We start from the raw sequence: 20,903 nt of genomic DNA on the forward strand, positions 1-20,903 counted from the left end.
AGGAGGAGGCGCGGCGGTCAGCGGCCGATCGGCCAGGCCGCGGTCTCGTGGTAGTGCTCGCGGTCGGCGCGCTCGTTGAACTCCGCGCAGGCGTCGGTGAGCGACTCCAGCAGCGTCAGCGGGTCGGGGAGCGGGAGTTCCGGGCCGCGCAGCCAGGTCACCGCGGGCTGGTCGCCGGGGAGGGTCGAGGGCGGCAGGAGGACGTAGCTGCCGCGGCAGTGCCAGCGCAGGCCGGGATGCTCGTCCATGGTCTCGGGGTGGCAGTCCAGCTCGCAGGGCCACCACTCGTCCTCGTCGTCCGGGGTGCCGCGGGTGGCGGTGAAGAACAGCATCCGGCCGTCGCCGAAGCCGGCGCCGCTGAGGGTGATCGGGCCGACCTCGATGCCGGCCGCCTCCAGGCGTCCGAGGGCGCTGCGGCCGGCCTCGACGGGCACGTCCAGGACGTCGTGGGCGATGCCGGTGGCGGTGATGAAGTTGGCCTGCGGGAGGGTCCGGATCCAGGCGGCGACCTTGTCGCGGTCGGTGGTGGCGACGGTCTGCCAGCCGAAGGAGATGGGGTGGCGTCCGGGGGTGGGACAGCCGATCCGCTCACAGGAACAGCCGTAGCCGGAGGGGTGCGCCGCCGGGGCGATCGGGAAGCCCGCATCGGCCGCGGCCAGCAGCAGGTCCTCGCGGCCGCGCGCGGCAACCGATCCCGTGTCCGTATCGCCGCCGTCCGATCCGCTCTTCGGCCGGCGCAGCCACTGGGAGAACCTGCTCTTGCGTTCCATCTATCCCCTCACTTCGAGCGGTGGTCTGGGATCAATGCTGCCACCATCCTGCGCCCGGGGTGACCGGTGTGCGGATCCGGGGTGAACAGAAGGAGTGCGAATACCGGCATTTCCAGCCATCCCCGACAGGTCGCCGCGCTCGACCGGCGCTCGGCCGGCCGGGTCAGTCCCGCGGCCGCAGACCACGCAATGCCTGGTCGACGAGGGTGTCGACGAAGGCGTGGGTCAATGCGCCGGTGCGCATCAGCCAGCGCTGTGAGAAGGGACTCAGCACCATCTCGGCGGCCACCCGCAGGTCGGTGTCCGCGGCCACCTCGCCGGCCTCCTGGGCCCGCCGCAGCCGGTCGACGTAGACCTGGATGCCGGGCTCCATCAGCCGGGCGACGAAGTTCCGGGAGAGTTCCTCGTCGTTCGCGCCGGCCGCGGCGAGGGCGCGGTAGGGGGCCTGCCAGGCGTGGTCGTTGAATTCGTCGGCGGTCGCACGGAGCACGGTCTTCAGGTCGGCGGCGAGATCACCGGTGTCCGGGAGGCCCTTGTCGTAGTCCTCGCCGGCGCCGGCGGTGAAGGCGTCCAGGAGGACCGCGGCCTTGGAGGGCCACCAGCGGTAGATGGTCTGTTTGCCGACCCCGGCCCGGGAGGCGATGCCCTCGATCGTGAGCTTGTCGTAGCCCACCTCGCCGACCAGCGTGAGCGCGGCGTCGAAGATCGCCTGCCGGGAGCGCTCGCTGCGGCGGGAGGAGTCGGGGGCTTTGGCGGTGGAGCGGGCTGAGGTGTCGGCCATGCGGCGAGTGTAGCGACAACTAGGCGAGACGTTTCGTCTTGACGAGACGACGCGTCTCGTACATGCTGGAACCCGTTACGCGAGACGGATCGTCTCGCTTCATCGGTGCGACGGAGGAGGAACCCATGAGCAAGGGCAACGGAGACGGCATGCTCGGCGTCGGTGGCACCCGCAGCAAGCTGTCGCGCGGAGCGCTGCGCGGCGGCGCCGGCGGCGGCCGGGGCGGCACGGACCGCGCCCGGACGCAGGCCCAACGACAGGAGCTGTTGCGCAAATTCCAGGAACGAGCGGCCGGAAAGGAATGAGACCGCCCGGGCCCGGCGTGATCAGGCGCCGGGCCAGGTGTCTCCCCAGGCGGCGTCCCGGGCCTCGCGGTACTGCGCGCCGTGCCGCTTGGTGACGGTGGTGCGCCGCAACCCCTCGTCCGTGGTGCACAGGTCGAGGAGGACCTGGCCCTTGCGGAGCTGCGGTTTGCGGACGATCCGGGCGGGGGCGGGCTCGGCCGGCAGGGCGGTCGCCGCGATGTAGGAGAACTTCTCGTCCTCGTACGGGAGCGCGCCGCCCTTGACCTGGCGGTGGAGGGAGGAGCGGCTGACCCGGGCGGAGAAGTGGCACCAGTCCTCGCCGACGACGATGGGGCAGGTCCCGGCGTGCGGGCAGGGGGCGACGATCCGCAGGCCGGCCTCGATGAGCTGGTCGCGGGCCTCGCGGATGCGGAGGTAGCCGTCGGGGGTGCCCGGTTCGATCAGGACGACGGCGGTGGCGGTGGCGGCCGCGGCGACCACCGCGCGGCGGTCCTCGGGGCGGAGTTCGCCGAGCACGTAGGAGACCGTGACCAGGTCCGTGCCCTCGGGGACGGTCAGGCCGGCGCCGATGGTGCCGCGGCGCCAGGTGGTGTCCGGGAGGGTGCCGGCGGCGAGTTCGGCGCCGAGGTCCAGGGCCGGCTGGGCCCAGTCCAGGACGGTGCTGTGGTGGCCCTGCCAGAGGGCGGCGGTGGCCCAGGTCGCGGCCCCGGTGCCGCCGCCGATGTCGAGGTGGGTGGCCGGGGACCAGTCCGGAACGCGGGCGGCGAACGCGGTCAGCGCGGCCCGGACCGCCTCGAAGGTGGCCGGCATCCGGTAGGCGGCATAGGCGGCCACGTCCGCGCGGTCGCGCAGGACCGGGGCGTCGGTGGGGGTACGCCCCCGGTAGTTGGCGATCAGCCGCTCCACGGCCTGCGCGGCCTGCTTGGGCGGCAGACCGTCGAGCAGACCGGCCAGTGCGGCGCGCAATTCGTCGTGCATCGACGAAATTCTACGTACGTTTTCGGCTGACCCGCCGTGGGGGCTGGGGTTCTTCCGCCTTCGGCGGGCGTGGGGGTTTTGGGCCGGGGGAAAAAGATTGGGGCGCTGCCGCGCCTTTGGCGCGGCAGCGCCCCAATCCCATGCCCTCCCCGGGCGGGGGCGCCCCGCCGGCGGGAGGGGGCGGACCGGAGGCGCCTGTGTTGTGGACGTAAAGCGAAGCAGTCCACAACACAGGCGCCGGAGGGCCGAACCCGCAACCACCCACCCACCAGGCGCCCCCGGCCCTAAACCCCACCCCACCCCGCCGAAGGCGGGAAAAGACAGCAACCCCCACGGCGGGAAAGCCGACAACGTACGGCGAACGTCAGCCGACGGCCCGCGCCAGGCACGTACCGGCAGTGGCCCGCGGGCCACTGCCGCCGGTGCGGCGCCGTGGGTGGACCGTATTGGCGAGCAGGATCAGGAACGTGTCGGTGGCGCGGTCCAGGACCAGGCTGGTGCCGGTGAAGCCGGTGTGGCCGGCCGCGCCGCGGCCCGCCAGCTCGCCCATGAAGTACGGCTGGTCCACGACGAAGCCGAGGCCCGGCGGGTCGAGCAGGGCATCGACCGCGGCGGGCCCGAGGATCCGGGTGGTGCCGTACGCGCCACCGTTGAGCAGGGTGCGGCACAGCACGGCCAGGTCCTGGGCGGTGGAGAACAGGCCCGCGTGGCCGGCCACCCCGCCCAGCGCCCAGGCGTTCTCGTCGTGCACCTCGCCGCGGAGCATGCCGCGGTCCGCCTTGGCCCAGGGCCGCCGCTGGTCCTCGGTCGCCGCCACGCCGTGCGGCGGCAGCGGCCCGTAGCGGGTGGAGGTCATGCCGAGCGGGCCGGTGATCTGCTCGCGGACCAGCGCGTCCAGGCGGCGCCCGGTGCGGCGCTCCAGGATCAGCGCCAGGGCGATGAGGTTGAGGTCGGAGTAGCGGTGGCCGGCACCGGTGCCGCCGCTGGGGGCGGCCGCCTCCCGCCACAGCAGCACCAGTTGGGCGGCCCGGTCGGGGTGGTCGTAGAAGGGGAGCTCGGGGGCGAGCCCGGAGGTGTGGGTGAGCAGCTGCCGGACGGTGCACCCGGGGGCGAAGGCCGGCAGATGGACCCGGACCTCGTCGTCGAGGGAGAGGCGGCCGCGTTCGGCCAGCTGGACGGCGGCGATCGCGGTGAAGAGCTTGGTGAGCGAGGCCAGGTCGAAGACGGTGCCGGTCCGCATCGGTTTCCACAGGTCGCGGGGCAGGTCCAGGCCGCGGTCCCGTTCGGGGTCGTACGCCCGGTAGCGGTGCGCCCAGCCGGCGGCCTCCTCGGCGGCCACGACCGGGCCGCGGCCGGCCAGCACCACGACCCCGGGGCTCCACGGCGGCCGGCCCTCGGGCAGCTCCCGCACCCCGCGCACCAGCCGCTCGACCCAGGCGGGGTCCAGTCCCGCCCGGGCCGGGGTGCCAGAGGTGAGTCGCGGTGCGTTCAGAGTGCGGTCCTCCCGCCGGAGCTGCTCTCCCCCTTACGCTGCCACGGACGGCACAGTCCCAGGAAGCTCCCGAGCGCCAAAACGGCGCAGGAGAGCTGGACGAGTGCCATCGGTACGGCCGTGCGCTCGCCCGCGATGCCCACCAGCGGCGAGGCCACCGAGCCGAGGAGGAAGGTCGAGGTGCCCAGCAGGGCGGAGGCGGAGCCGGCCGCGTGCGGGGTGCGCAGCAGCGCCAGGGTGTTGGTGCTCGGCATGACCAGGCCCATGGCGGCCATCAGCACGAACAGTCCGGCGGCCGTCGGGAACAGTCCGACGTGTCCGAAGACGCCGGAGGACATCAGCAGCAGCGCGGCCGCGGCGAGCGCGATCACGGTCAGGCCGGCGCCCAGCACCTTGTCCAGGGCGACCCGGCCGACCAGCACCTTGCCGTTGAGCTGACCGACCGCCACCAGGCCCACGGAGTTGATGCCGAACAGCAGGCTGAAGACCTGCGGGGAGGCGCCGTAGATCTCCTGGACGACGAACGGCGAGGCCGAGATGTACGCGAAGAGGGCGGCGAAGGCGAAGGCGCCGACGAGGAGGTAGCCGGAGAAGACCCGGTCGGCGAGGAGGTCTCGCATGGTGCGCAGGGCCTCGCCGATGCCGCCGGGGTGCCGCCGGGCGGGCGGCAGGGTCTCCGCCAGGCGGCGCCAGACCAGAAGGGTGAGGGCGAGGCCGACGGCGGTGAGGACGACGAAGACGCCGCGCCAGTCGGTGACCTGCAGGATCTGTCCGCCGATGAGCGGGGCGACGACCGGCGCCACCCCGGAGATCAGCATCAGGGTGGAGAAGAACCGCGCCATCGCCACCCCGTCGTAGAGGTCGCGCACCACGGCGCGGGCGATGACGATGCCGGCGGCGCCCGCCAGTCCCTGCAACAGCCGGAAGGCGATGAGGAGTTCGGCGTTGGTGGCGATCACGCACAGGGCGGTGGCCAGGACGTAGACGACCATGCCGGCCAGCAGCGGGCGGCGGCGCCCCCACTTGTCGCTCATCGGGCCGACGATCATCTGGCCCAGCGCCATGCCGGCGAGGCAGGTGGTGAGGGTGAGCTGGACGGTGGCGGCCGGGCTGTGCAGCGCGGCGGTGACCTGCGGCAGGGCCGGCAGGTACATGTCCATGGAGAGCGGCGGGACCGCGGTGAGTCCGCCGAGGACGAGGGTGACGAGGAGGCCGGTGCGGCGGGACGCGGCGGGAGGTGGTGCTGTTGCCGCGTCCCGCCCGGCTATCGCGGGGTTGTCCGAGGTGTCGGCCGGGCTGGTGCCGGGCTCCGTCATGTGCGTCTCCATGGGTACGTGGTGAGTGCAACCATGGTGTCATGCCCAGAGCGGCTCCGGGCCCCTTACCGGGTATGTCATTGGACCTAGGTCCGAGGTCCCCTCAGGCCGGCTTGAGGCCCGGGTCGCCGGCCTCGGTGACGAAGGACGCGGCCGTCCGCACCGGCGCGCCGGGGGTGGTGACGGCGGACACCGTCCGGTAGTCGCCGCGGGCGGTGTCCCGGTCCAGGGTGACCGTCACATAGCCGCGGCGGCCGTTGTAGAACTTCAGGTGCGGGTTGGCGGCCATGTACGTGCCCCAGTTGGCGGGCTTGTCCGCGCCGTCCTTGCCGCTGGCGATCGAGGTGGTGACGAACTCCACGCCCGCGGTGCGCGAGGCGGGGTCCGCGAAGTCCTTCTTGATGTCGAAGGCGTAGTGGACGTGCACGTCGCCGGTGAGCACGACGAGGTTGTCCACGCCGGCCGACTCGGCGCCCGCCAGCACCCGCGCGCGGGAGGCCGGGTAGCCGTCCCAGGCGTCCATGCTGACCTGGTAGCCGGGGCCGGTGGCGTTGCGCCGCTCGGAGAACGCGACCTGCTGCGGCAGCACGTTCCAGCGGGCGGTGGACTGCCGCCAGCCGTCGATCAGCCAGCGCTCCTGGGTGGCGCCGGTCAGGGTCCGCCTCGGGTCGTCGGACTCCGGGCCCGGCGCGTGCCAGCCGTCGCCGTAGGCCTGGTCGGAGCGGTACTGGCGGGTGTCGAGGATGTCGAACTGGGCGAGCTGCCCGTAGTGGAGGCGGCGGTAGAGCCGGGCGTCCGGGCCGTGCGGCCGCTGCGGGCGGCGCAGCGGCTGGTTCTCCCAGTACGCGCGGTAGGCGGCGGCCCGGCGGATGAGGAACTCGGCGGGCGGGAGGTCGTCCTCGCTGATGTCGGAGGCGTAGTTGTTCTCCACCTCGTGGTCGTCCCAGGTGACGATGAAGGGGTGGGCGGCGTGCGCGGCCTGGAGGTCCGGGTCGGACTTGTACAGGGCGTAACGCAGCCGGTAGTCCTCCAGCGTGACCGTCTCGCGGTGGAAGCGGTCGGGCAGCGTGCGGTCGGTGTACCTGCGGGCGCCGCCGGCCGCGTCGACCGGGTACTCGTAGAGGTAGTCGCCGAGGTGGAAGACGACGTCGAGGTCCTCCTCGGCCAGGTGCCGGTAGGCGGTGAAGTAGCCGTCGTGGTAGGCCTGGCAGGAGACCGCGGCGAGCTTCAGCCGGGAGAGGTGGGCGCCGCGGGCCGGCGCGGTGCGGGTGCGGCCGACCGGGCTGATCCAACTGCCGGCCCGGAAGCGGTAGTAGTAGACGCGGTCCGGCGCGAGGCCGGTGGGCTCGATGTGCACGGAGTGGTTGAACTCCGGGTGGGCGTCGGCCCGGCCGCGCCCCGCGAGCCGGGTGAACTTCTCGTCGTACGCGACCTCCCAGCGCACCGGAACTCTGGCGTCCGGCATGCCTCCCCCACCCTCGTAGGGGCGCGGGGCGAGGCGGGTCCACAGCACCACCGAGCCGGGCTGGGGGTCGCCGGAGGCGACGCCGAGGGTGAAGGGGTTCTCGGTGAGCTTCCGGGCGTCGGCCTCGGCGGCCTGCGCGGCGCCCGCGGCCGGGAGGTTGGTGGTGAACGCGAGCGCGGCGGCGGCCCCGGTGACGGTGAGGAAGCGGCGCCGGCCCACGTGTGCTGCGGCGGCCCTGATCTCCTGCTCGTACGGTGCGGTGGGTGTCATCTGACCCTCCCCTGGCGGCGGTTGCTGCCGACGATTGGAAGGCCGTGGGACGGCGGGCCGCTGACCCGGGTACGACGCAGGCATGACAGCTCGATGATGGTTGGTCCGGCACCGGACGTCGCCGGACAATCACGGCACGCGGCACGCACCACCGGCTCTCCGTAGGATCCGGGACATGGCTGAACTGATGGTGCGCGACGGCACCTGGACCTTCGACGGAGAGGGCATACGCATCGTGCCGGGGCGCGAGCGCGGGGTGCACCGACTGCGCCAGGACCTGGGCGAGTTCACGGTCCCGCTGGCCGCGCTGGCCGGCATCGCCCACGAACCGGCCCGCAAGGGCGGCCGGCTCCGGCTGCGGCTGCGGGACGGCGTGGACCCGCTGCTCCAGGTCACCGGCGGCGGGCTGCCGGACGACGCGAATCCGTATCAGGTCGCCTTGGACGCCGCACGGGTGGACGTCGCCGAGTACTTCGTGGACGCGGTCCGGCAGGCCCTGCTGCTGGAGCAGGTGCCGGACGGGCCCTGCGACCGCTATCTGCTGCCGGGTCCCTCGGTGCCGCTGACGGCCGCAGGGGTGGATGGGGTCGCCACCTTCGACGGGGAACGGGTGCACCTGGAATGGCGCTGGAACACCAGTGAGACCAAGCGGCAATGGGGTCCGCAGGACTACGCCCTGACCGACCTCGAAGCGGTGGAGTGGCGTCCGGCGGTCGGCCTGGAGTCCGGCTTCCTGCGCTTCCGTCCGCGCGGCGCGAAGGAACGGCTCTCACCGGATCACGACCCGAACTCCATCGAACTGTGGGGCTTCAAGAAGGAGAGCGGCACCACCGCGCTGCTGGCGGCCGCGGTCACCGCCCGGCTGCCGCACCCCTCGGCGCCCGCGGCCCAGCGCCTTCCCGCGCCCGCTCCGGCCGCACCCGCGGTGGCGGCCGCACCGCCCGCGGCCGCCGCCCCGGCCGCCGCCCCCGCCGACGACCACGACGCGCTGCTGCGCCGGCTGCGCGAACTGGGCGAGCTGCACCGCGACGGCATCCTGACCGACGAGGAGTTCACCGCCACGAAGGCGGCGGTGCTGCGGCGCTTCGACACCGGCGGCTGAGTCGCCGCGGCGGGCGCCCGGTTCGCTCCCCGCCGCCGTTTACGCTGCCGCCATGGCACAGAACACACAGCGGGCAGGGGCAGCACAGGGGACGCCGGTGGCGCGGGCCGGGCACGTGGGCGGCACGGCGACCGCGCCCCGGCCCACCCTGCCGGCGCCGGCCACCCGGGGCGGGCAGACCCCGCAGACCGCGGCGGCGGCCCAGGAGGCACGGGAGGGCGGCGCGGCGCCCCGTAAGGTCGCGGTGGTCACCGGCGCCGGATCCGGCATCGGGCGGGCGGTCGCCCAGGCGCTGATGCGCGCCAACTGGTCGGTGGCGCTGGCCGGCCGGCGCGCCGAGGCACTGGCGGAGACCGCCCGCCTGGCCGGCCTGACCGAGCCGACCAGCCCCGCGGTCGTGACCGTGCCGACCGACGTCACCCGCCCCGAACAGGTCGGCGCGCTGTTCGCGGCGGTCCGCGACCGGTTCGGCCGGGTCGACCTGCTCTTCAACAACGCCGGCACCTTCGGCAAGGCGGTGCCGCTCACCGAGCTCTCGTACGACGACTGGCGCGCGGTGGTCGAGGTCAACCTCACCGGTGCGTTCCTCTGCGCCCAGGCCGCGTTCCGCACCATGCAGGAGCAGGAACCGCAGGGCGGCCGGATCATCAACAACGGCTCGATCTCCGCGCACGTCCCGCGGCCGCACTCCGTCGCGTACACCGCCACCAAGCATGCGATCACCGGGCTGACCAAGTCGCTGTCCCTGGACGGCCGTCCGTACCGCATCGCCTGCGGCCAGATCGACATCGGCAACGCGGCCACCGAGATGACCGGCCGGATGCAGACCGGGATCCTGCAGGCGAACGGGCAGACGGCGGTGGAGCCGGTGATGGACGCCGCGGACGTGGCCCGGACGGTGGTGCACATGGCGGAGCTGCCGCTGGAGGCCAATGTGCAGTTCGCGACGGTGATGGCCACCACCATGCCCTACATCGGCCGGGGCTGACCGGTCGTCGGCCCGGCGGCCGCCACTTCGCCTCCATCGGACCGTTTCCGTCCGACCCCTGCCCTCCGGTGGCTTCCGGTGGCACGCTTACCTCTCACCGCACCACTCGTCTGCCGGACCGCCGCCCGCGGCGGTCCTCCCCCGGGCTCCGAAGGAGCAAGGGGGATCCCCACCCGCGGCCGCGCGCCCGGCGTGCGCGGCCCCCGCAGAAGGAGTTACGCGTGAGACGAAACGACCGTGGCGGAACGGCAGTTGACGGCATAGCGGCGCGGCGTCCGGCGCACGGATCCCGGGCCGCCCTCGGCACCCTGACCGCCGCCGGTACGCTGCTGGCCCTGCTGCTCCCCACCGGCCCGGCCGCCGCCACCCCGCTGAACTCCCACCGCTCCGCCACCTCACAGCGCACCGCCGCCGCCTTCTGGACCGCGGCGCGGATGCGGTCCGCCACCCCGCTCGACCTCGCCGCACCGGCACGGCAGCACCGCACCGCGGTCCCGCGCAGCGCCCCGCTCACCGTACGGCCGACGCTGCCCGCGCTGCCGTCCCTCCCCGTGCCGCGGCCCACCGCCGCGGCCCAGCCGGGCGGGCCGTGGACCGGCGGCGGCGCGGTCACCAAGACCGCCGGCCGGGTGTTCTTCACCTACCAGGGCCGTACCGCCTCCTGTTCCGGCGACGCCGTGACCAGCGCGAACAAGAGCACCGTGGTCACCGCCGGGCACTGCGTGAAGCTGCAGGGCGCCTGGCACACCAACTGGGTCTTCGTGCCCGGCTACCACGACGGCCAGGCCCCGTACGGCAAGTGGCCGGCCGCCAAGACGCTCTCCACCCCGCAGTGGACGGCGAGCGAGGACATCAACTACGACGTCGGCGCGGCGGTCGTCGCCCCGCTCGACGGCAAGAAGCTCACCGACGTCGTCGGCGGGCAGGGCCTGTCCTTCAACTCCGGCTACAACAAGACGATGTACGCCTTCGGCTATCCGGCGGCGGCCCCGTACGACGGCACCAAGCTGATCTACTGCAGCGGCACCACCATGAAGGACCCGCTGTTCTCCCACGACCACGGCCTGTCCTGCAACATGACCGGCGGTTCCAGCGGCGGCCCGTGGTTCACCTCGTTCGACGAGAAGACCGGCACCGGGCTGCAGTCCTCGGTGAACAGCTTCGGCTACCAGTTCCTGCCCAACACCATGTTCGGCCCGTACTTCGGCGACGACGCCAAGAACCTGTACAACACGGCACAGTCGTCCTGACCGGCGGGGCGGGCGGGGTCTACTCCCCGTCCGCCACCCCGGTCGTCACCGCCCGGCCGACGTCCTCGTAGCCGCCGGCGACCAGTGCCGAGGCCACCACGACGAGCGCGACCAGGGCGCCGAAAATCAGGAACGGGCGTGCTCCGTAAAGGAGTTGGCGGCTGCGCCCGGGTCCCCGCCCGGCGCGCGTCCGCCGCCGTTGCGGTCCCAGCGCCCCCGGGCCCATACCGCGCCGCCACCCCAGGGACCGGCTGATCCGCCGCTTCCAATACACCAGCCGGTAGTAGTGCTTGAGCACCGCAGCCCCCACCCGTACACCCATGCCGTACACCCATTCGAGGAAAATCCCCCCGAGGGTACCGGCCGCGGAACCGCTCCACCGCACGATCGGGCAAGGCGGTGGAGCGGCCGGGCGGGTCAGTGGGTCAGGGGGTCAGTGGGTCACCATCTCCCGCAGGGAGGCGAGGAGTTCGACGCCGTTCGGGACACCCAGACCGGTACAGGGGTCCCAGCCGGGGGCGGCGTCGAAGTCACCGTTGGTGCCGTCGGTGACGTCACGGAAGCCGCGGGCGGTGTGCCCGGGGGTCGCACCGGCGTAGAGCAGCGGGTGCAGCATGCCGAGCGGGCGGCCGAGCGCCTCGACCAGACGGCAGGTCAGCGCCGCCCACAGCGGGGCGACGGCACTGGTGCCGCCGATCACCGAGCGGTGGCCGTCCACCAGCACCTCGTAGCCGGTGGCCGGGTCGGCGACACCGGAGACGTCCGGCAGGCCACGGCCCGGACCGCTGCCGTTGTGCGGCACACCGGCCGTGGCCTGCCAGGGCGGCAGCGGGAACGCCTCGCTGACGCCGCCGCCGGTGGCGCCCCCACCGTCGCCGCCCCACACCACTTCGCTGCGCACCAGACCGGAGTCCGGGTCGGCGTCCAGCCGGGTGCCGCCGCAGGCCAGGGCGTGCGGGCTGGAGGCCGGGAAGTCGGTGTGCGGCCGGCCGTCACCGACGCCGTCACCGCTGCCGTCGTCGCCGGCCGCGGCACACACCGTCACGCCCAGCGCCGCCGCGTCCGCCAGCGCCTCGTCGAAGACGGCGCGGGCCTGGTCGGTCCAGAACGGCTCCGCGGCGCCCCAGCTGATGCTCAGCGCGGCCGGGGTCGGGGTGTCGTGGACGGCCTGGGTCACCGCGTTGACGAAGCCCTGGTCGGTGTTGTGCGCGAAGTACACCTTCTGCTCGGCGCCGGGCGCCAGCGCACCGGCGACCTCGATGTCCAGCAGCACCTCACCGTCGGCGCTCTGCGGGTCCCCGGCCGGCCGGTTCTGGGCGGTGCCGACGCTGATCGCCGTCACCTTGGGCATCTTCGGCAGCCCGAGGGACCGGAAGTACTCCGCCAGCTCCTCCTGGTTGAACCCGCCGCCGAGTTCGACGATCGCCAGCGTCTGCCCGCTGCCGTCGGTGTCCGGCGGGAACTGGTACACGCCGGCCAGCTGTGAGGGCTTGTACGAGGTGTGGCGGGCCCGGGCCCGGGCGTGCCGGATGTGGGGCCGCGCCTGCGGGCGGTCGTCCAGGCCGAGCACCGCCACGACCACGCCGTCCAGCTCGGCGGGCAGCTGCAGCGGGCCCTCGCGGTGCCGGTGCTCGACGAGCTCGCCGTGGGTGGGGTCGGGGCTGGCCACCCGGGACAGCTGGGTCCCGAACGCGGCCGCCATCTGGTCCGCGGTGCCGGACACCTTCATGCGCCTGGACGCCAGGTCGACCTCGTTCACGTCGACGCCGTGGCGGCCCAGCACCTCGCGTACGCGGTCGGCGTCGGCCTGGTCGGCGCCGTACCGCTGCGCCAGCTCGGCCCGCGAGATGGTGTCCGGCCCGGTGATCAGGTCCCGGGGCACCTCGGCCCGCCGGCGCAGCATGATCGTCGCGTGTACGGGCGTGGATCCGTCGAGCGGACCGGCCGGGCGCGCCTTGGGCGCGGCAGCCCGCTCACTGCCAGGTATGGGTACAAATCGTTCATTCATAGCACAAAGTATCGACCCGATCACGCCACGTTCGCATGTCGAGCGGGGTCAGGTCCGGTCGGGTGGCGCGGGCCCGGTCGGGTGGCGCGGGGCGCGGGTCGGGGCCACCGCTGCCGGTCCGGCGTAGGGTGCCGCCGGGAGGACCGCCATGCGAAAGATCGTCCTGATGATGTCGATGTCCCTCGACGGCTTCATCGAGGGGCCGGACCACGACATCGACTGGCACGTGGTCGACGACGAGCTGCACCAGCACTTCAACGACCAGCTCAGAACGATGGGCGGCCTCCTGGCCGGCCGCGTCACCCATGAGCTGATGGCCGGTTACTGGCCGACCGCCGACGCCGATCCGGACGCGAGCGGGCCGGAGGCGGAGTTCGCCGGGATCTGGCGGGAGATGCCCAAGTTCGTGTTCTCCCGGACGCTGGAGCGGGCCGACTGGAACACCACGATCGTGCGGGAGGTCACGGCCCCGCGGATCAGGGAGCTGACGGCGCAGCCGGGCGGCGACCTGGTGCTCAGCGGCGCCCACCTCGCCGCGTCCTTCCTGCGGCTCGGCCTGGTCGACGAGTACCGCATCTACGTCCACCCGGTCCTCATCGGCCGCGGCACCCCGCTCTTCCTCGACGCGGACACCAGGACCCGCCTCGACCTCACCGGGACCCGGGCCTTCGGCAACGGCGTCGTACTGCTCCGGTACACCCGCAACGGCGGACCCGAGGAGGCCTGAGGGGCACCTGCCCCCTACGTGATCAGGTCCGCGGGCTGTCCCGGCAGGACAGGGCGTCGATGGTCTCGGCGCGCGGCTTGTAGTCGGTCTCCCAGGTCGGATCCGCCTTCGTGACGGCCCACAGCGACGTCGAGAAGTCGTGGCTCCAGTTGTTGCTGTTGACGTAGTCCCGCAGCGCGTCGCGCAGCCGCAGACAGTCCTCGCGGTGCCCCTTGGCCATCGCGATGCCGTAGTGGTTGACGGCTCCGTAGGTGATGTCCGGGACGACCTTGAGGTCCGGGTTCTCCTGCGTGAAGCCGTACAGGATCATCTGGTCGGTCGAGACCGCGTCGGCCACCTTCTTGACCTTGAGGTCGGTGAGGCAACTCGACGCGTCCGGCCGCTCGTAGACCGCGACCCGGGCGTACTCCGGCCCCTCCAGCGTGGTGGCGGACGTCGTCCCGGGCCAGGTGCAGACGCGCTTGCCGAAGAGGTCCTCGGGCTTGCGGATCCGCTTGTCGTTCTTGCGGACCATGATGCCCTGGTACGTGGACGCGTACGGGCCCGCGAAGTCCAGCGTCTTCATCCGGTCCACGGTGATCGAGAACGTCGCCACGACCAGGTCCTTCTTCTTCTCGGTGAGCACCGCACTGCGGTCCTCCGACGGCACGATCCCGAAGTCCGGCTCGGCGCCGACCGCCTTGAGGATCTGCTGGGCGACGGTGATGTCGAAGCCGGAGAACTTGTAGGTGTGGACGACGCCCGTACCGGGCTGGTCGTTCTTGGCCCCGACCGACACCTTGCCACCCGCGAAGAGCGAGGGCGCCTCCGAGGTTCCACAGGCGGTCGCCGCGAGCGCGGCGAACGCGAGCACTACTGCGCTCGCGGCTCGCGTCGTGCCGGCGGCTCGCGTGCCGCTCGCGGCTCGTGTGGTGCTCGTGCTTCGTGTGGTGCTCGTGCACCGTGTGGTGCTCGTGCTTCGTGTGATTCCCATCGGTCTCCCCCGTTCCGACGTTCGCTGCTTCTTACGGGCCCTGCGTCACTCCCTGACGCAGGGCGGTACTGACGGCACGTCACCGGTCATGCAACACCGCACTCACCGTCCGTACGTCCATCCGGCAGCCGCGGCCGGTGTGCAGCCGGACGGCGATCGTCACCGTGGTGGTCCGTGCCCCGAGGGCGAAGTCGGCGGTGCCGCCGGGCCGGAGGTCCGCGGTCCGGTCCGCGGCGCCCGCGGTGAGCAGCGAGAGCGTGGCGCGGGTGTCCGGCAGGCAGGTCGGGCCGGCCGGGTCGTGGTCGGTGATGGCCAGCGTCAGCCGCAGCGCGTTCCGCGGCTCCGCCAGCGCACGGGCGTCGAGCCGGAGGGTGAGCGTGCGGTGCGCGGCGTCGTCCAGCGGCTGGCTGCCCACCGCACGGACCTGCCCGGTCACATCGATCTCGCCGTGCGTCCGGACGCCCTGGAAGGCCAGCCAGCCACCGACCGTGGCCAGTACGGAGGCCAGGGACAGCACACCGGCCAGCCGGGCGTCGCGCGGGCTGCGGTCGAGGACGCGGGCCGCGGCGGTGAGCACCGACAGGCCGGTGAGCAGGCCCCAGAGGGTGTACTGGCGGGCCGGTCCGTCCGGCCAGTCGGTGCCGGCGATCACCACGGCGGCGCAGGCCAGCAGCAGTGGCAGCCAGCGGGCGCTGGGGTGCATCACCCACTTGATGAAGATGTTCCTGATGTCGTGGGCCGCGATGGAGTGATCGCCGTGCGAGGTCGCGCTGTGGTGGACGTCGCCACGGTCCGCCGGGCGGCTCATGAACCGTTCCGGGTGTCCGCGCTGCCTCCCATGTGGATGTCGCCGTGGATCTCGCCGGCCGCGATCGAGCCCTGGCCGGTCGCGGTGACGTGGTGGTGGACGGTGCGACCGCCCGCGGGCGCGGCGAGCCGGTCGATCTGCCGCAGGAGGTGCGGCCCGTCCCGCCGGTCGGCGGGCTCCGCCAGCCAGACGGCCACCGCCTCGGCCAGCAACCGCCGCTCGTCGTCATCGAGGGCCGCCAGCTGCCGGTCGAGCGCATCCGCCCGCTCCTGGTCCAGAACCACCCGCCCGTCCCCGCCGACCGGCCCCCCGTCGGCCCCGTCCACCCCGCCTCCGCGGCGCAGCAGCCGACGGAAGAACCCCTCGCCGGCCGTCACCGTGCGCTCGGCGATCCGCTGCTGCGCAGCGCTGATCACGGACGTACCGAGGCTGTTCGCCGCCATGGTCAGATAAGGCGCGATCTCGGCCGATACCGTGGCCAGGTCGGACATCCGGCTCTCCCCCACTCAGAAGTCACGACCCCCCGCCGCAACACCCCTTACGGGAAAGGGGTGTTACCCATGTGAGAGCTGGTCCACACCCATACGGATGAGGGGTTTTCACCCTCTGGGGACACGACCTACGGGACGGATCGACGCGCCTGCACACGGGCAGACACAGGAGCCGGACGGCTGCCCGGTCGGGACAGCATCAGTACCAGATGGCAATCGGGCGCCCGTCGGCATCGTGCTCGGGCGGGTCCGGGAGGGAGTGCGCACGGCCGTGGGCGATCCGGTGGGCCGTCCATGCGGCCGCGGCCGCGTCCAGTACGTCGTCCGGCGGGGTGCGCCCCGCGGCCCCCAGGTCGTCCGGGAGGGCGATGCCGGCCGTGGCGAGGAGCGAGCGCCGCGCCATCTGCCCCGCCCAGCTCTTCTTACGGGCAAGCAGCGACGTTCCGCCCGCCAGGGCCCGGAACGACACCTCCGGGTGCACCTCGAAGAGCCGCTCGCCCCCGGGTTCCGCCAAGCAGGCGTTCGCCTCACGGAGTTTGGCCGCGAGCCCCCAGCTCTGGCGGCTCAGCCCGGCCCCGGTCAGTTCACGGCACCGGCCCCGCGCATCGTCGTACGTCTCCTCCTGCCACACCGCGCGCGGCGGCACCCGGAAGACGCTCCCCCTGAGCGGCCCGAGCAGGGCCGCCGCCTCGCTGTCCGCCCGCCGCCACCCGGTGTCGAGCAGCCCCAGCGGCATGTCCACAGCCACGACCGCGACCCCGCCGGCCGCAGCGACGGGCAGGAGGGACCGCAACGTCGCACCAACCCGCGCCTCCGCGAAGCGGCCGTCACGGAGCTCGACCGCCAGCCAACCTCCCGGACAGGCGTCGACACCGAGGACTGTCACCATGTCAGCCAGTGTCCTGGAACGGGACCGTTGGGGAATACCCGTACTCGCCGTAGAGGCGGACGAAATGAGCGAGGACGACGGTCCGGTGGAACCCGGCCCCCCGCGCCCAGGGTTGCACCTCTATGAGCAGGAGGTACACGACCTTGTGCCACGTGCTCGTACGCAGCCGGTGAGGCTGGAAGCGCATGGCGCGGCAAAAGAACGCCAATCGACGTATCCCTCATCTGAATGCACATGCCGCCCGGCAGTATCTGCGCTCGACGCATCACGTCGTTTCAGCGTCCCCTCGTTCCCACGTCTCCGCCGAAAGTACGAACCCGCGGCTACGCCTGCTCAGTTCTGCGTCGCGGTTTCCGTCGCGCACAGCAGACGGGCTCGCCCTCGTCGGGCGGCATCGCGCCGAGCGCGTTGTTCCACCCCGGTCTCGCCCACGTAGTTGCCCCGGAAATCACCTGTGAGTGCCTGAGCACTCTGACGGCGCCGGCACGCGGCCACACCCCAGTGCACAACCCATGCACACCCTGACGGGAACTCCCGGGAAACCGCAGGTCAGGATGGGAAGCCAGCCGGGGACGCAAAACGGCCCCGACCAGGGCATTCCCCCAGGTCAGAGCCGTGATGGCGGACGAGTCGGCCTGTACGCCGGGTTCTGTCGCCCCCGGTCCTTGCGGGCCGGGGGGAGACGGCCATCCATCTAGGGCTGCCGTTGCCGACAGCCTCGTGCGGTCTACCCGCGGACTCGGGCGGGCAGCCCTCGGTCGTCCGCGCAGGGGCATCGTCGATGCCCCCTCTTGACCTTGCTCCGGGTGGGGTTTACCTAGCCCTCCGAGTCACCTCGGAGGCTGGTGGTCTCTTACACCACCGTTTCACCCTTACCGGAGGCCGAAGCCTCCGGCGGTTTGCTTTCTGTGGCACTGTCCCGCGGGTCACCCCGGGTGGGTGTTACCCACCACCCTGCCCTGTGGAGCCCGGACGTTCCTCGGGAGGATCGTTGCCGATCCCCACGCGGCCGTCCGGCCGGCTCGTCCGCCGTGGCGACCATGCTACCCGGCGCGGAACCGGCCCCGCGTCCCGGCACCGTTCCCGTGAGAAGGCGCACTTTCCTCTGAGGAGGCGCCCGGCCCGCCGAGGATGCGCCCGGTCCTCGCTTGACCTTGTCGCAGCGGCAACGTTTCTACTGGCGGCATGAGAATCGGTGAGCTCGCAGGTCTCGTCGGCGTCAGTACGCGTGCCGTCCGGCATTACCACCACCTCGGACTGCTGCCCGAGCCGGAACGCCGGGCCAACGGCTACCGGGAGTACGGGCTGCGCGACGCCGTCGCGCTCGCCCGGCTGCGCCGGCTGACGGAGCTGGGCCTCGGACTGGAGGAGGTCCGGGACGTCCTCGCCGACGACTCCGGGCGCGAGCTGCACGAGGTACTGGCCGAACTGGACGCCGACCTGGCGCGCCAGGAGGAGGAGATCCGGACGCGGCGGGCCCGGCTGGCCGCGCTGCGGCAGCAGGCGGAGGAGCACGGCGGGCTGCCGGCGGAGGGTCCGGTGTCGGACGAACTGGCCGCGATGTTCCGGGAGATGGCCCGTACCTCGGCGACGCTGCCCGGTCCCGAGCCCGCGGTGGCGGCGAAGGAACGGGAGGTGCTGGCGCTGCTGGAGTCGGCGGGCGACGGGGCGGGCGAGCGGGTCGCCGGCCTGCTCGGGGACTTCACCGCGGCGCCGGGGGCGATGGAGCGGGCGTACGAGGTGTATGGGCTGCTGGACGCGCTGGCGACGGTCGCGCCGGACGATCCGCAGGTGGAACGGGTCGCACAGGCGGTCGCCGACTGCATTCCGGACACCATGGTCGCCGAGGTCGACGCGGAGCAATGGGCGCGTGCGGCCGATGCGGGCCGGGAGACGGACGGCGGCTTCATGGCGGCGTACTACGCGCACTTCCCGCCCGCGCAGGCCGAGGCCATGCGCCGGGCGATCCGGCTGGTCGCGGAGCGTGCCCGGTGATCTGGGGCGAGGCAGGCCGGAAGAACGGGACGGTGCGGCGGTTGCTGGCGCATGAGGGGCGGTGGCTGGCGAGTCTGGTGTGGTGGGTGGCGCGGCGGCGGTTCGGGGTGGCAGCGGGCGAGCGGGCCCTGCCGTACGCGGCGGCACAGTCGGCGCTGGTCTACGGGCTGACGTTCGTGTGCGTGGTGGAGACGGCCGGGGTGCATGCGATGCTCGCCGACGTTCCGGTGGCGCGGGCGGTGATGCTGGTCGTGGACGTCTATACCGTGCTGATGCTGGTGGGCTTCCAGGCGGCCGCGGTCACCCGTCCGCATGTGCTCGGCGCGGACCATCTGCTGCTCCGGGACGGCGCCCGGCGGGAAATCCGCATTCCGCTGGAGCGGATCGCCTCCGTCCGGTACGACCTCCGCTTCCCCAGGGACGGGAAGGACGGGGAGGACAGAAAGGCGACGGGCAGCGGTGGGGTGTGGGCGCTGGGCGTGGGTGGGCAGACGTCGGTGACCGTCGAGTTGACCGTTCCGGTCGTCGGGGTACGGCTGTCGGGGCGTCGGGACGAGGTGCGGACGGTGCGGTTCCACGCCGACGAGGCACGGGGCGCGGTGGCGGCCGTACGGGCGGCGAGGGCGGCGGCGGATGGGCGGACCCCTGCGGTGGATGGGCGGCCGCCGGTCGCGGGGGCCGCGTAGAAGCCGCGTGGAGGGTCGTACAGGGTGCGGGTCCTGGGCCGGGAAAGGCGTCAGACCGGCGTGAAGCGGACCGGTTCGAGGCCCGGGTCGGCCTCCGCGAGGCGGACCTGGATGCGCTGGCCGAGGGGCAGCGCGGGGCCCTCCGGGGCGGCCTCGACGGGGCCGATGACGGCCGGTTCGTAGAGGTGGACGGTGCCCCGGGTGGGGTCCTGCTCCTGGATGTCGACGACCAGGGCCTCGAAGGTCTCGCCGACCCGGTCGCGCAGCAGCGCGGCCTCGACGAGGTCGATGCAGGCCCGCTCGACCTGGTTGGCGCGCTGGGAGCCGGTCTCCATCTCGTGCGGCAGCGCGGGCAGCGCACTGCGCACCCAGTCCGCCGGCTCGTGGCCGGCGAACGCGGCCAGGCACAGCTCGGAGGTGTAGCGGTCGACGAGCCGGCGCAGCGGTGCGGTGGCGTGCGCGTACGGGGCGGCGACCGCGGCGTGCAGCGCTTCGGAGGCACTGGGCGGGGTTCCGTCGAAGGCGGTGTAACCGGCGCCGCGCAGCAGTGCCGTGCACTCCTGGAGGAACGCGGCGTGCCGGGCGCAGTGCGGATCGAGACCGCGGATCAGCGCGGAGTACGAGGTGTGGTGCGGCCAGTCGACGCCGAGCGCCCGGGCGGTCAGCCGGAGCCGGGCGACCGAGCCGTCCGGGGCGGTAGGCAGGGTCCGCAGGATGCCGGTGCCGGCCGCCAGCATCAGTTCGGCCGCGGCCATTCCGGTGAGCAGGGAGATCTGCGCGTTCCAGCCGTACGCCGGCAGGGGCGCGCGGTACTCCAGGCGGTAGCGGCCGTTCCGCTCGACGATCTCCTGCTCGGGAACGTGCAGCGAGATCGCGCCACGGGCGACCTCCAGCTCCTCGCGCAGCAGGCCGATCTCCCGGAGCAGGTCGAGCGGCTCCTCGGCCGTCCCCTCGTCGATGGCCCGCTGGACGCCCGCGTAATCGAGGCGGGCGCGGGAGCGGACCAGGGCCCGGCGGACGGAGGTGGCGACCAGGACGCCCTCGGGGTCGAGGTCGAGCTGCCAGAGGACGGCCGGGCGGTCCTGGTCGGGCAGCAGGCTGGCGGCGCCCTCGCTCAGCGCGTACGGGTAGAGCGGGATGCGCTCGTCGGGGAAGTACAGCGTGGTCACGCGGTGGTGGGCTTCGGCGTCCAGCGCACCGCCCGGCGTCACGAAGGAGGCGACGTCGGCGATGGCGTAGTGGATGCGGAAGCTGCCGTCGGGGCGGCGGGAGAGGAACATCGCCTGGTCGAGGTCGCGGGCACCGGGCGGGTCGATGGTGAAGAGGGGCAGGTCGGTGGCGTCGTCCAGGGCGTGCTCGGTCGCCACCGCGCCGTCGGCGGCCGGGATCCGCGGGGCCCGGGCCGCGCTGTCCGCCTCGGCCTGGGCCGTCGGCGGGAAGTGGTCCGGGACCTCCAGGTCGATCCGCAGCTCCCGCAGCGCGGCGCGCAGCGGGGCCTCGGCTGCGTCGGTCACATGCATATGGCGACGGGGCATGAAACCGAGCGTATGACCGGATGGCGGAGGTGGCGCGCGGGGCGATCGGGGCGGGGAGCGCACCTGGCGCCGGT

The 20,903-nt window shown here is 73.2% G+C and carries 20 protein-coding genes and 1 other RNA gene; 7 read left to right on the forward strand and 14 right to left on the reverse strand.

The genetic code is table 11. The features are described 5' to 3' along the window. Positions 1-17 precede the first annotated feature (17 nt). Positions 18-770 carry a bifunctional DNA primase/polymerase gene (locus IG62_RS0124925; protein ID WP_030807453.1) on the reverse strand — a complete coding sequence of 251 codons (753 nt, stop codon included), beginning with the start codon at positions 768-770 and terminating at the stop codon, positions 18-20. A 163-nt stretch (positions 771-933) separates the two neighbouring features. Continuing rightward, positions 934-1,551 (reverse strand): TetR/AcrR family transcriptional regulator, encoded by a 618-nt coding sequence (locus IG62_RS0124930; RefSeq protein WP_030807455.1) that lies wholly within the window; start codon positions 1,549-1,551, stop codon positions 934-936. A gap of 125 nt (positions 1,552-1,676) precedes the next feature. On the opposite strand from IG62_RS0124930, the gene IG62_RS0124935 reads away from it, so the two are divergent. Next, entirely contained in the window at positions 1,677-1,856 is a 180-nt protein-coding gene (locus tag IG62_RS0124935; RefSeq protein WP_030807458.1) for a DUF6243 family protein, read from the forward strand. Positions 1,857-1,877: 21 nt separating this feature from the next. On the opposite strand, the gene IG62_RS0124940 is transcribed toward IG62_RS0124935, so the two are convergent. The 4 genes from IG62_RS0124940 to IG62_RS0124955 form a co-directional block, all read right to left on the reverse strand. Further along, positions 1,878-2,834, reverse strand: a complete 957-nt coding sequence (locus IG62_RS0124940; protein WP_030807460.1) for a small ribosomal subunit Rsm22 family protein — start codon at positions 2,832-2,834, stop codon at positions 1,878-1,880. A 364-nt stretch (positions 2,835-3,198) separates the two neighbouring features. Beyond that, positions 3,199-4,245 (reverse strand): serine hydrolase, encoded by a 1,047-nt coding sequence (locus tag IG62_RS0124945; RefSeq protein ID WP_030807462.1) that lies wholly within the window; start codon positions 4,243-4,245, stop codon positions 3,199-3,201. A gap of 77 nt (positions 4,246-4,322) precedes the next feature. Continuing rightward, entirely contained in the window at positions 4,323-5,642 is a 1,320-nt protein-coding gene (locus IG62_RS0124950; RefSeq protein ID WP_037839246.1) for a multidrug effflux MFS transporter, read from the reverse strand. Positions 5,643-5,745: 103 nt separating this feature from the next. Continuing rightward, a complete protein-coding gene (locus tag IG62_RS0124955) occupies positions 5,746-7,377 on the reverse strand; it encodes an alkaline phosphatase D family protein (RefSeq protein WP_030807466.1) in 1,632 nt (543 codons plus the stop codon). Between the two features lie 175 nt (positions 7,378-7,552). Between IG62_RS0124955 and IG62_RS0124960 the strand changes: the two genes are divergently transcribed. The 3 genes from IG62_RS0124960 to IG62_RS0124970 all read left to right on the forward strand — a co-directional run bounded on the left by IG62_RS0124960 (position 7,553) and on the right by IG62_RS0124970 (position 10,717). Further along, positions 7,553-8,479: a DUF4429 domain-containing protein gene (locus IG62_RS0124960; protein ID WP_030807468.1), complete on the forward strand. Its 927-nt coding sequence runs from the start codon at positions 7,553-7,555 to the stop codon at positions 8,477-8,479. Positions 8,480-8,531: 52 nt separating this feature from the next. After that, positions 8,532-9,467 (forward strand): SDR family oxidoreductase, encoded by a 936-nt coding sequence (locus tag IG62_RS0124965; RefSeq protein ID WP_078872222.1) that lies wholly within the window; start codon positions 8,532-8,534, stop codon positions 9,465-9,467. Positions 9,468-9,688: 221 nt separating this feature from the next. Next, on the forward strand, positions 9,689-10,717 hold the full coding sequence (locus IG62_RS0124970) for a trypsin-like serine peptidase (RefSeq protein WP_234326723.1): 1,029 nt from the start codon (positions 9,689-9,691) through the stop codon (positions 10,715-10,717). Positions 10,718-10,736: 19 nt separating this feature from the next. Here the strand turns inward: IG62_RS0124970 and IG62_RS0124975 are convergent, their stop codons facing one another. Both IG62_RS0124975 and IG62_RS0124980 read right to left on the reverse strand, forming a co-directional pair. Then, complete coding sequence (locus IG62_RS0124975; protein WP_158795099.1) at positions 10,737-11,039, reverse strand: hypothetical protein; 303 nt, start codon at positions 11,037-11,039, stop codon at positions 10,737-10,739. A gap of 111 nt (positions 11,040-11,150) precedes the next feature. Beyond that, positions 11,151-12,725, reverse strand: coding sequence for a S53 family peptidase (locus IG62_RS0124980; protein WP_030807477.1), 1,575 nt, complete (start codon positions 12,723-12,725; stop codon positions 11,151-11,153). 148 nt (positions 12,726-12,873) lie between these two features. Between IG62_RS0124980 and IG62_RS0124985 the strand changes: the two genes are divergently transcribed. Next, a complete protein-coding gene (locus tag IG62_RS0124985) occupies positions 12,874-13,452 on the forward strand; it encodes a dihydrofolate reductase family protein (RefSeq protein WP_030807480.1) in 579 nt (192 codons plus the stop codon). A gap of 22 nt (positions 13,453-13,474) precedes the next feature. Here the strand turns inward: IG62_RS0124985 and IG62_RS0124990 are convergent, their stop codons facing one another. From IG62_RS0124990 to rnpB, 5 genes are all read right to left on the reverse strand, one after another. Next, positions 13,475-14,305 (reverse strand): transporter substrate-binding domain-containing protein, encoded by an 831-nt coding sequence (locus tag IG62_RS0124990; RefSeq protein WP_037839249.1) that lies wholly within the window; start codon positions 14,303-14,305, stop codon positions 13,475-13,477. Positions 14,306-14,504: 199 nt separating this feature from the next. After that, positions 14,505-15,233, reverse strand: a complete 729-nt coding sequence (locus IG62_RS0124995) for a hypothetical protein (protein WP_030807486.1) — start codon at positions 15,231-15,233, stop codon at positions 14,505-14,507. Beyond that, complete coding sequence (locus IG62_RS0125000; protein WP_030807489.1) at positions 15,230-15,724, reverse strand: hypothetical protein; 495 nt, start codon at positions 15,722-15,724, stop codon at positions 15,230-15,232. The genes IG62_RS0124995 and IG62_RS0125000 overlap by 4 nt, the downstream gene beginning before the upstream one ends. A gap of 199 nt (positions 15,725-15,923) precedes the next feature. Beyond that, a complete protein-coding gene (locus IG62_RS0125005) occupies positions 15,924-16,613 on the reverse strand; it encodes a DUF429 domain-containing protein (RefSeq protein WP_030807492.1) in 690 nt (229 codons plus the stop codon). 622 nt (positions 16,614-17,235) lie between these two features. Continuing rightward, positions 17,236-17,638: RNase P RNA component class A (gene rnpB / locus IG62_RS43390), an RNA gene on the reverse strand. A 160-nt stretch (positions 17,639-17,798) separates the two neighbouring features. On the opposite strand from rnpB, the gene IG62_RS0125015 reads away from it, so the two are divergent. Both IG62_RS0125015 and IG62_RS0125020 read left to right on the forward strand, forming a co-directional pair. After that, entirely contained in the window at positions 17,799-18,608 is an 810-nt protein-coding gene (locus IG62_RS0125015; RefSeq protein WP_030807498.1) for a MerR family transcriptional regulator, read from the forward strand. Beyond that, on the forward strand, positions 18,605-19,294 hold the full coding sequence (locus IG62_RS0125020) for a hypothetical protein (protein ID WP_234326724.1): 690 nt from the start codon (positions 18,605-18,607) through the stop codon (positions 19,292-19,294). Before IG62_RS0125015 ends, IG62_RS0125020 begins: the two co-directional genes overlap by 4 nt. Positions 19,295-19,344: 50 nt before the next feature. Here IG62_RS0125020 and IG62_RS0125025 read toward each other — a convergent pair whose 3' ends face one another. Further along, positions 19,345-20,829, reverse strand: a complete 1,485-nt coding sequence (locus tag IG62_RS0125025; RefSeq protein ID WP_030807504.1) for an RNB domain-containing ribonuclease — start codon at positions 20,827-20,829, stop codon at positions 19,345-19,347. Positions 20,830-20,903: the final 74 nt, after the last annotated feature.

It is taken from the genome of Streptomyces sp. NRRL S-337, assembly GCF_000720175.1.
Lineage (GTDB): Bacteria > Actinomycetota > Actinomycetes > Streptomycetales > Streptomycetaceae > Streptomyces > Streptomyces siderophoricus.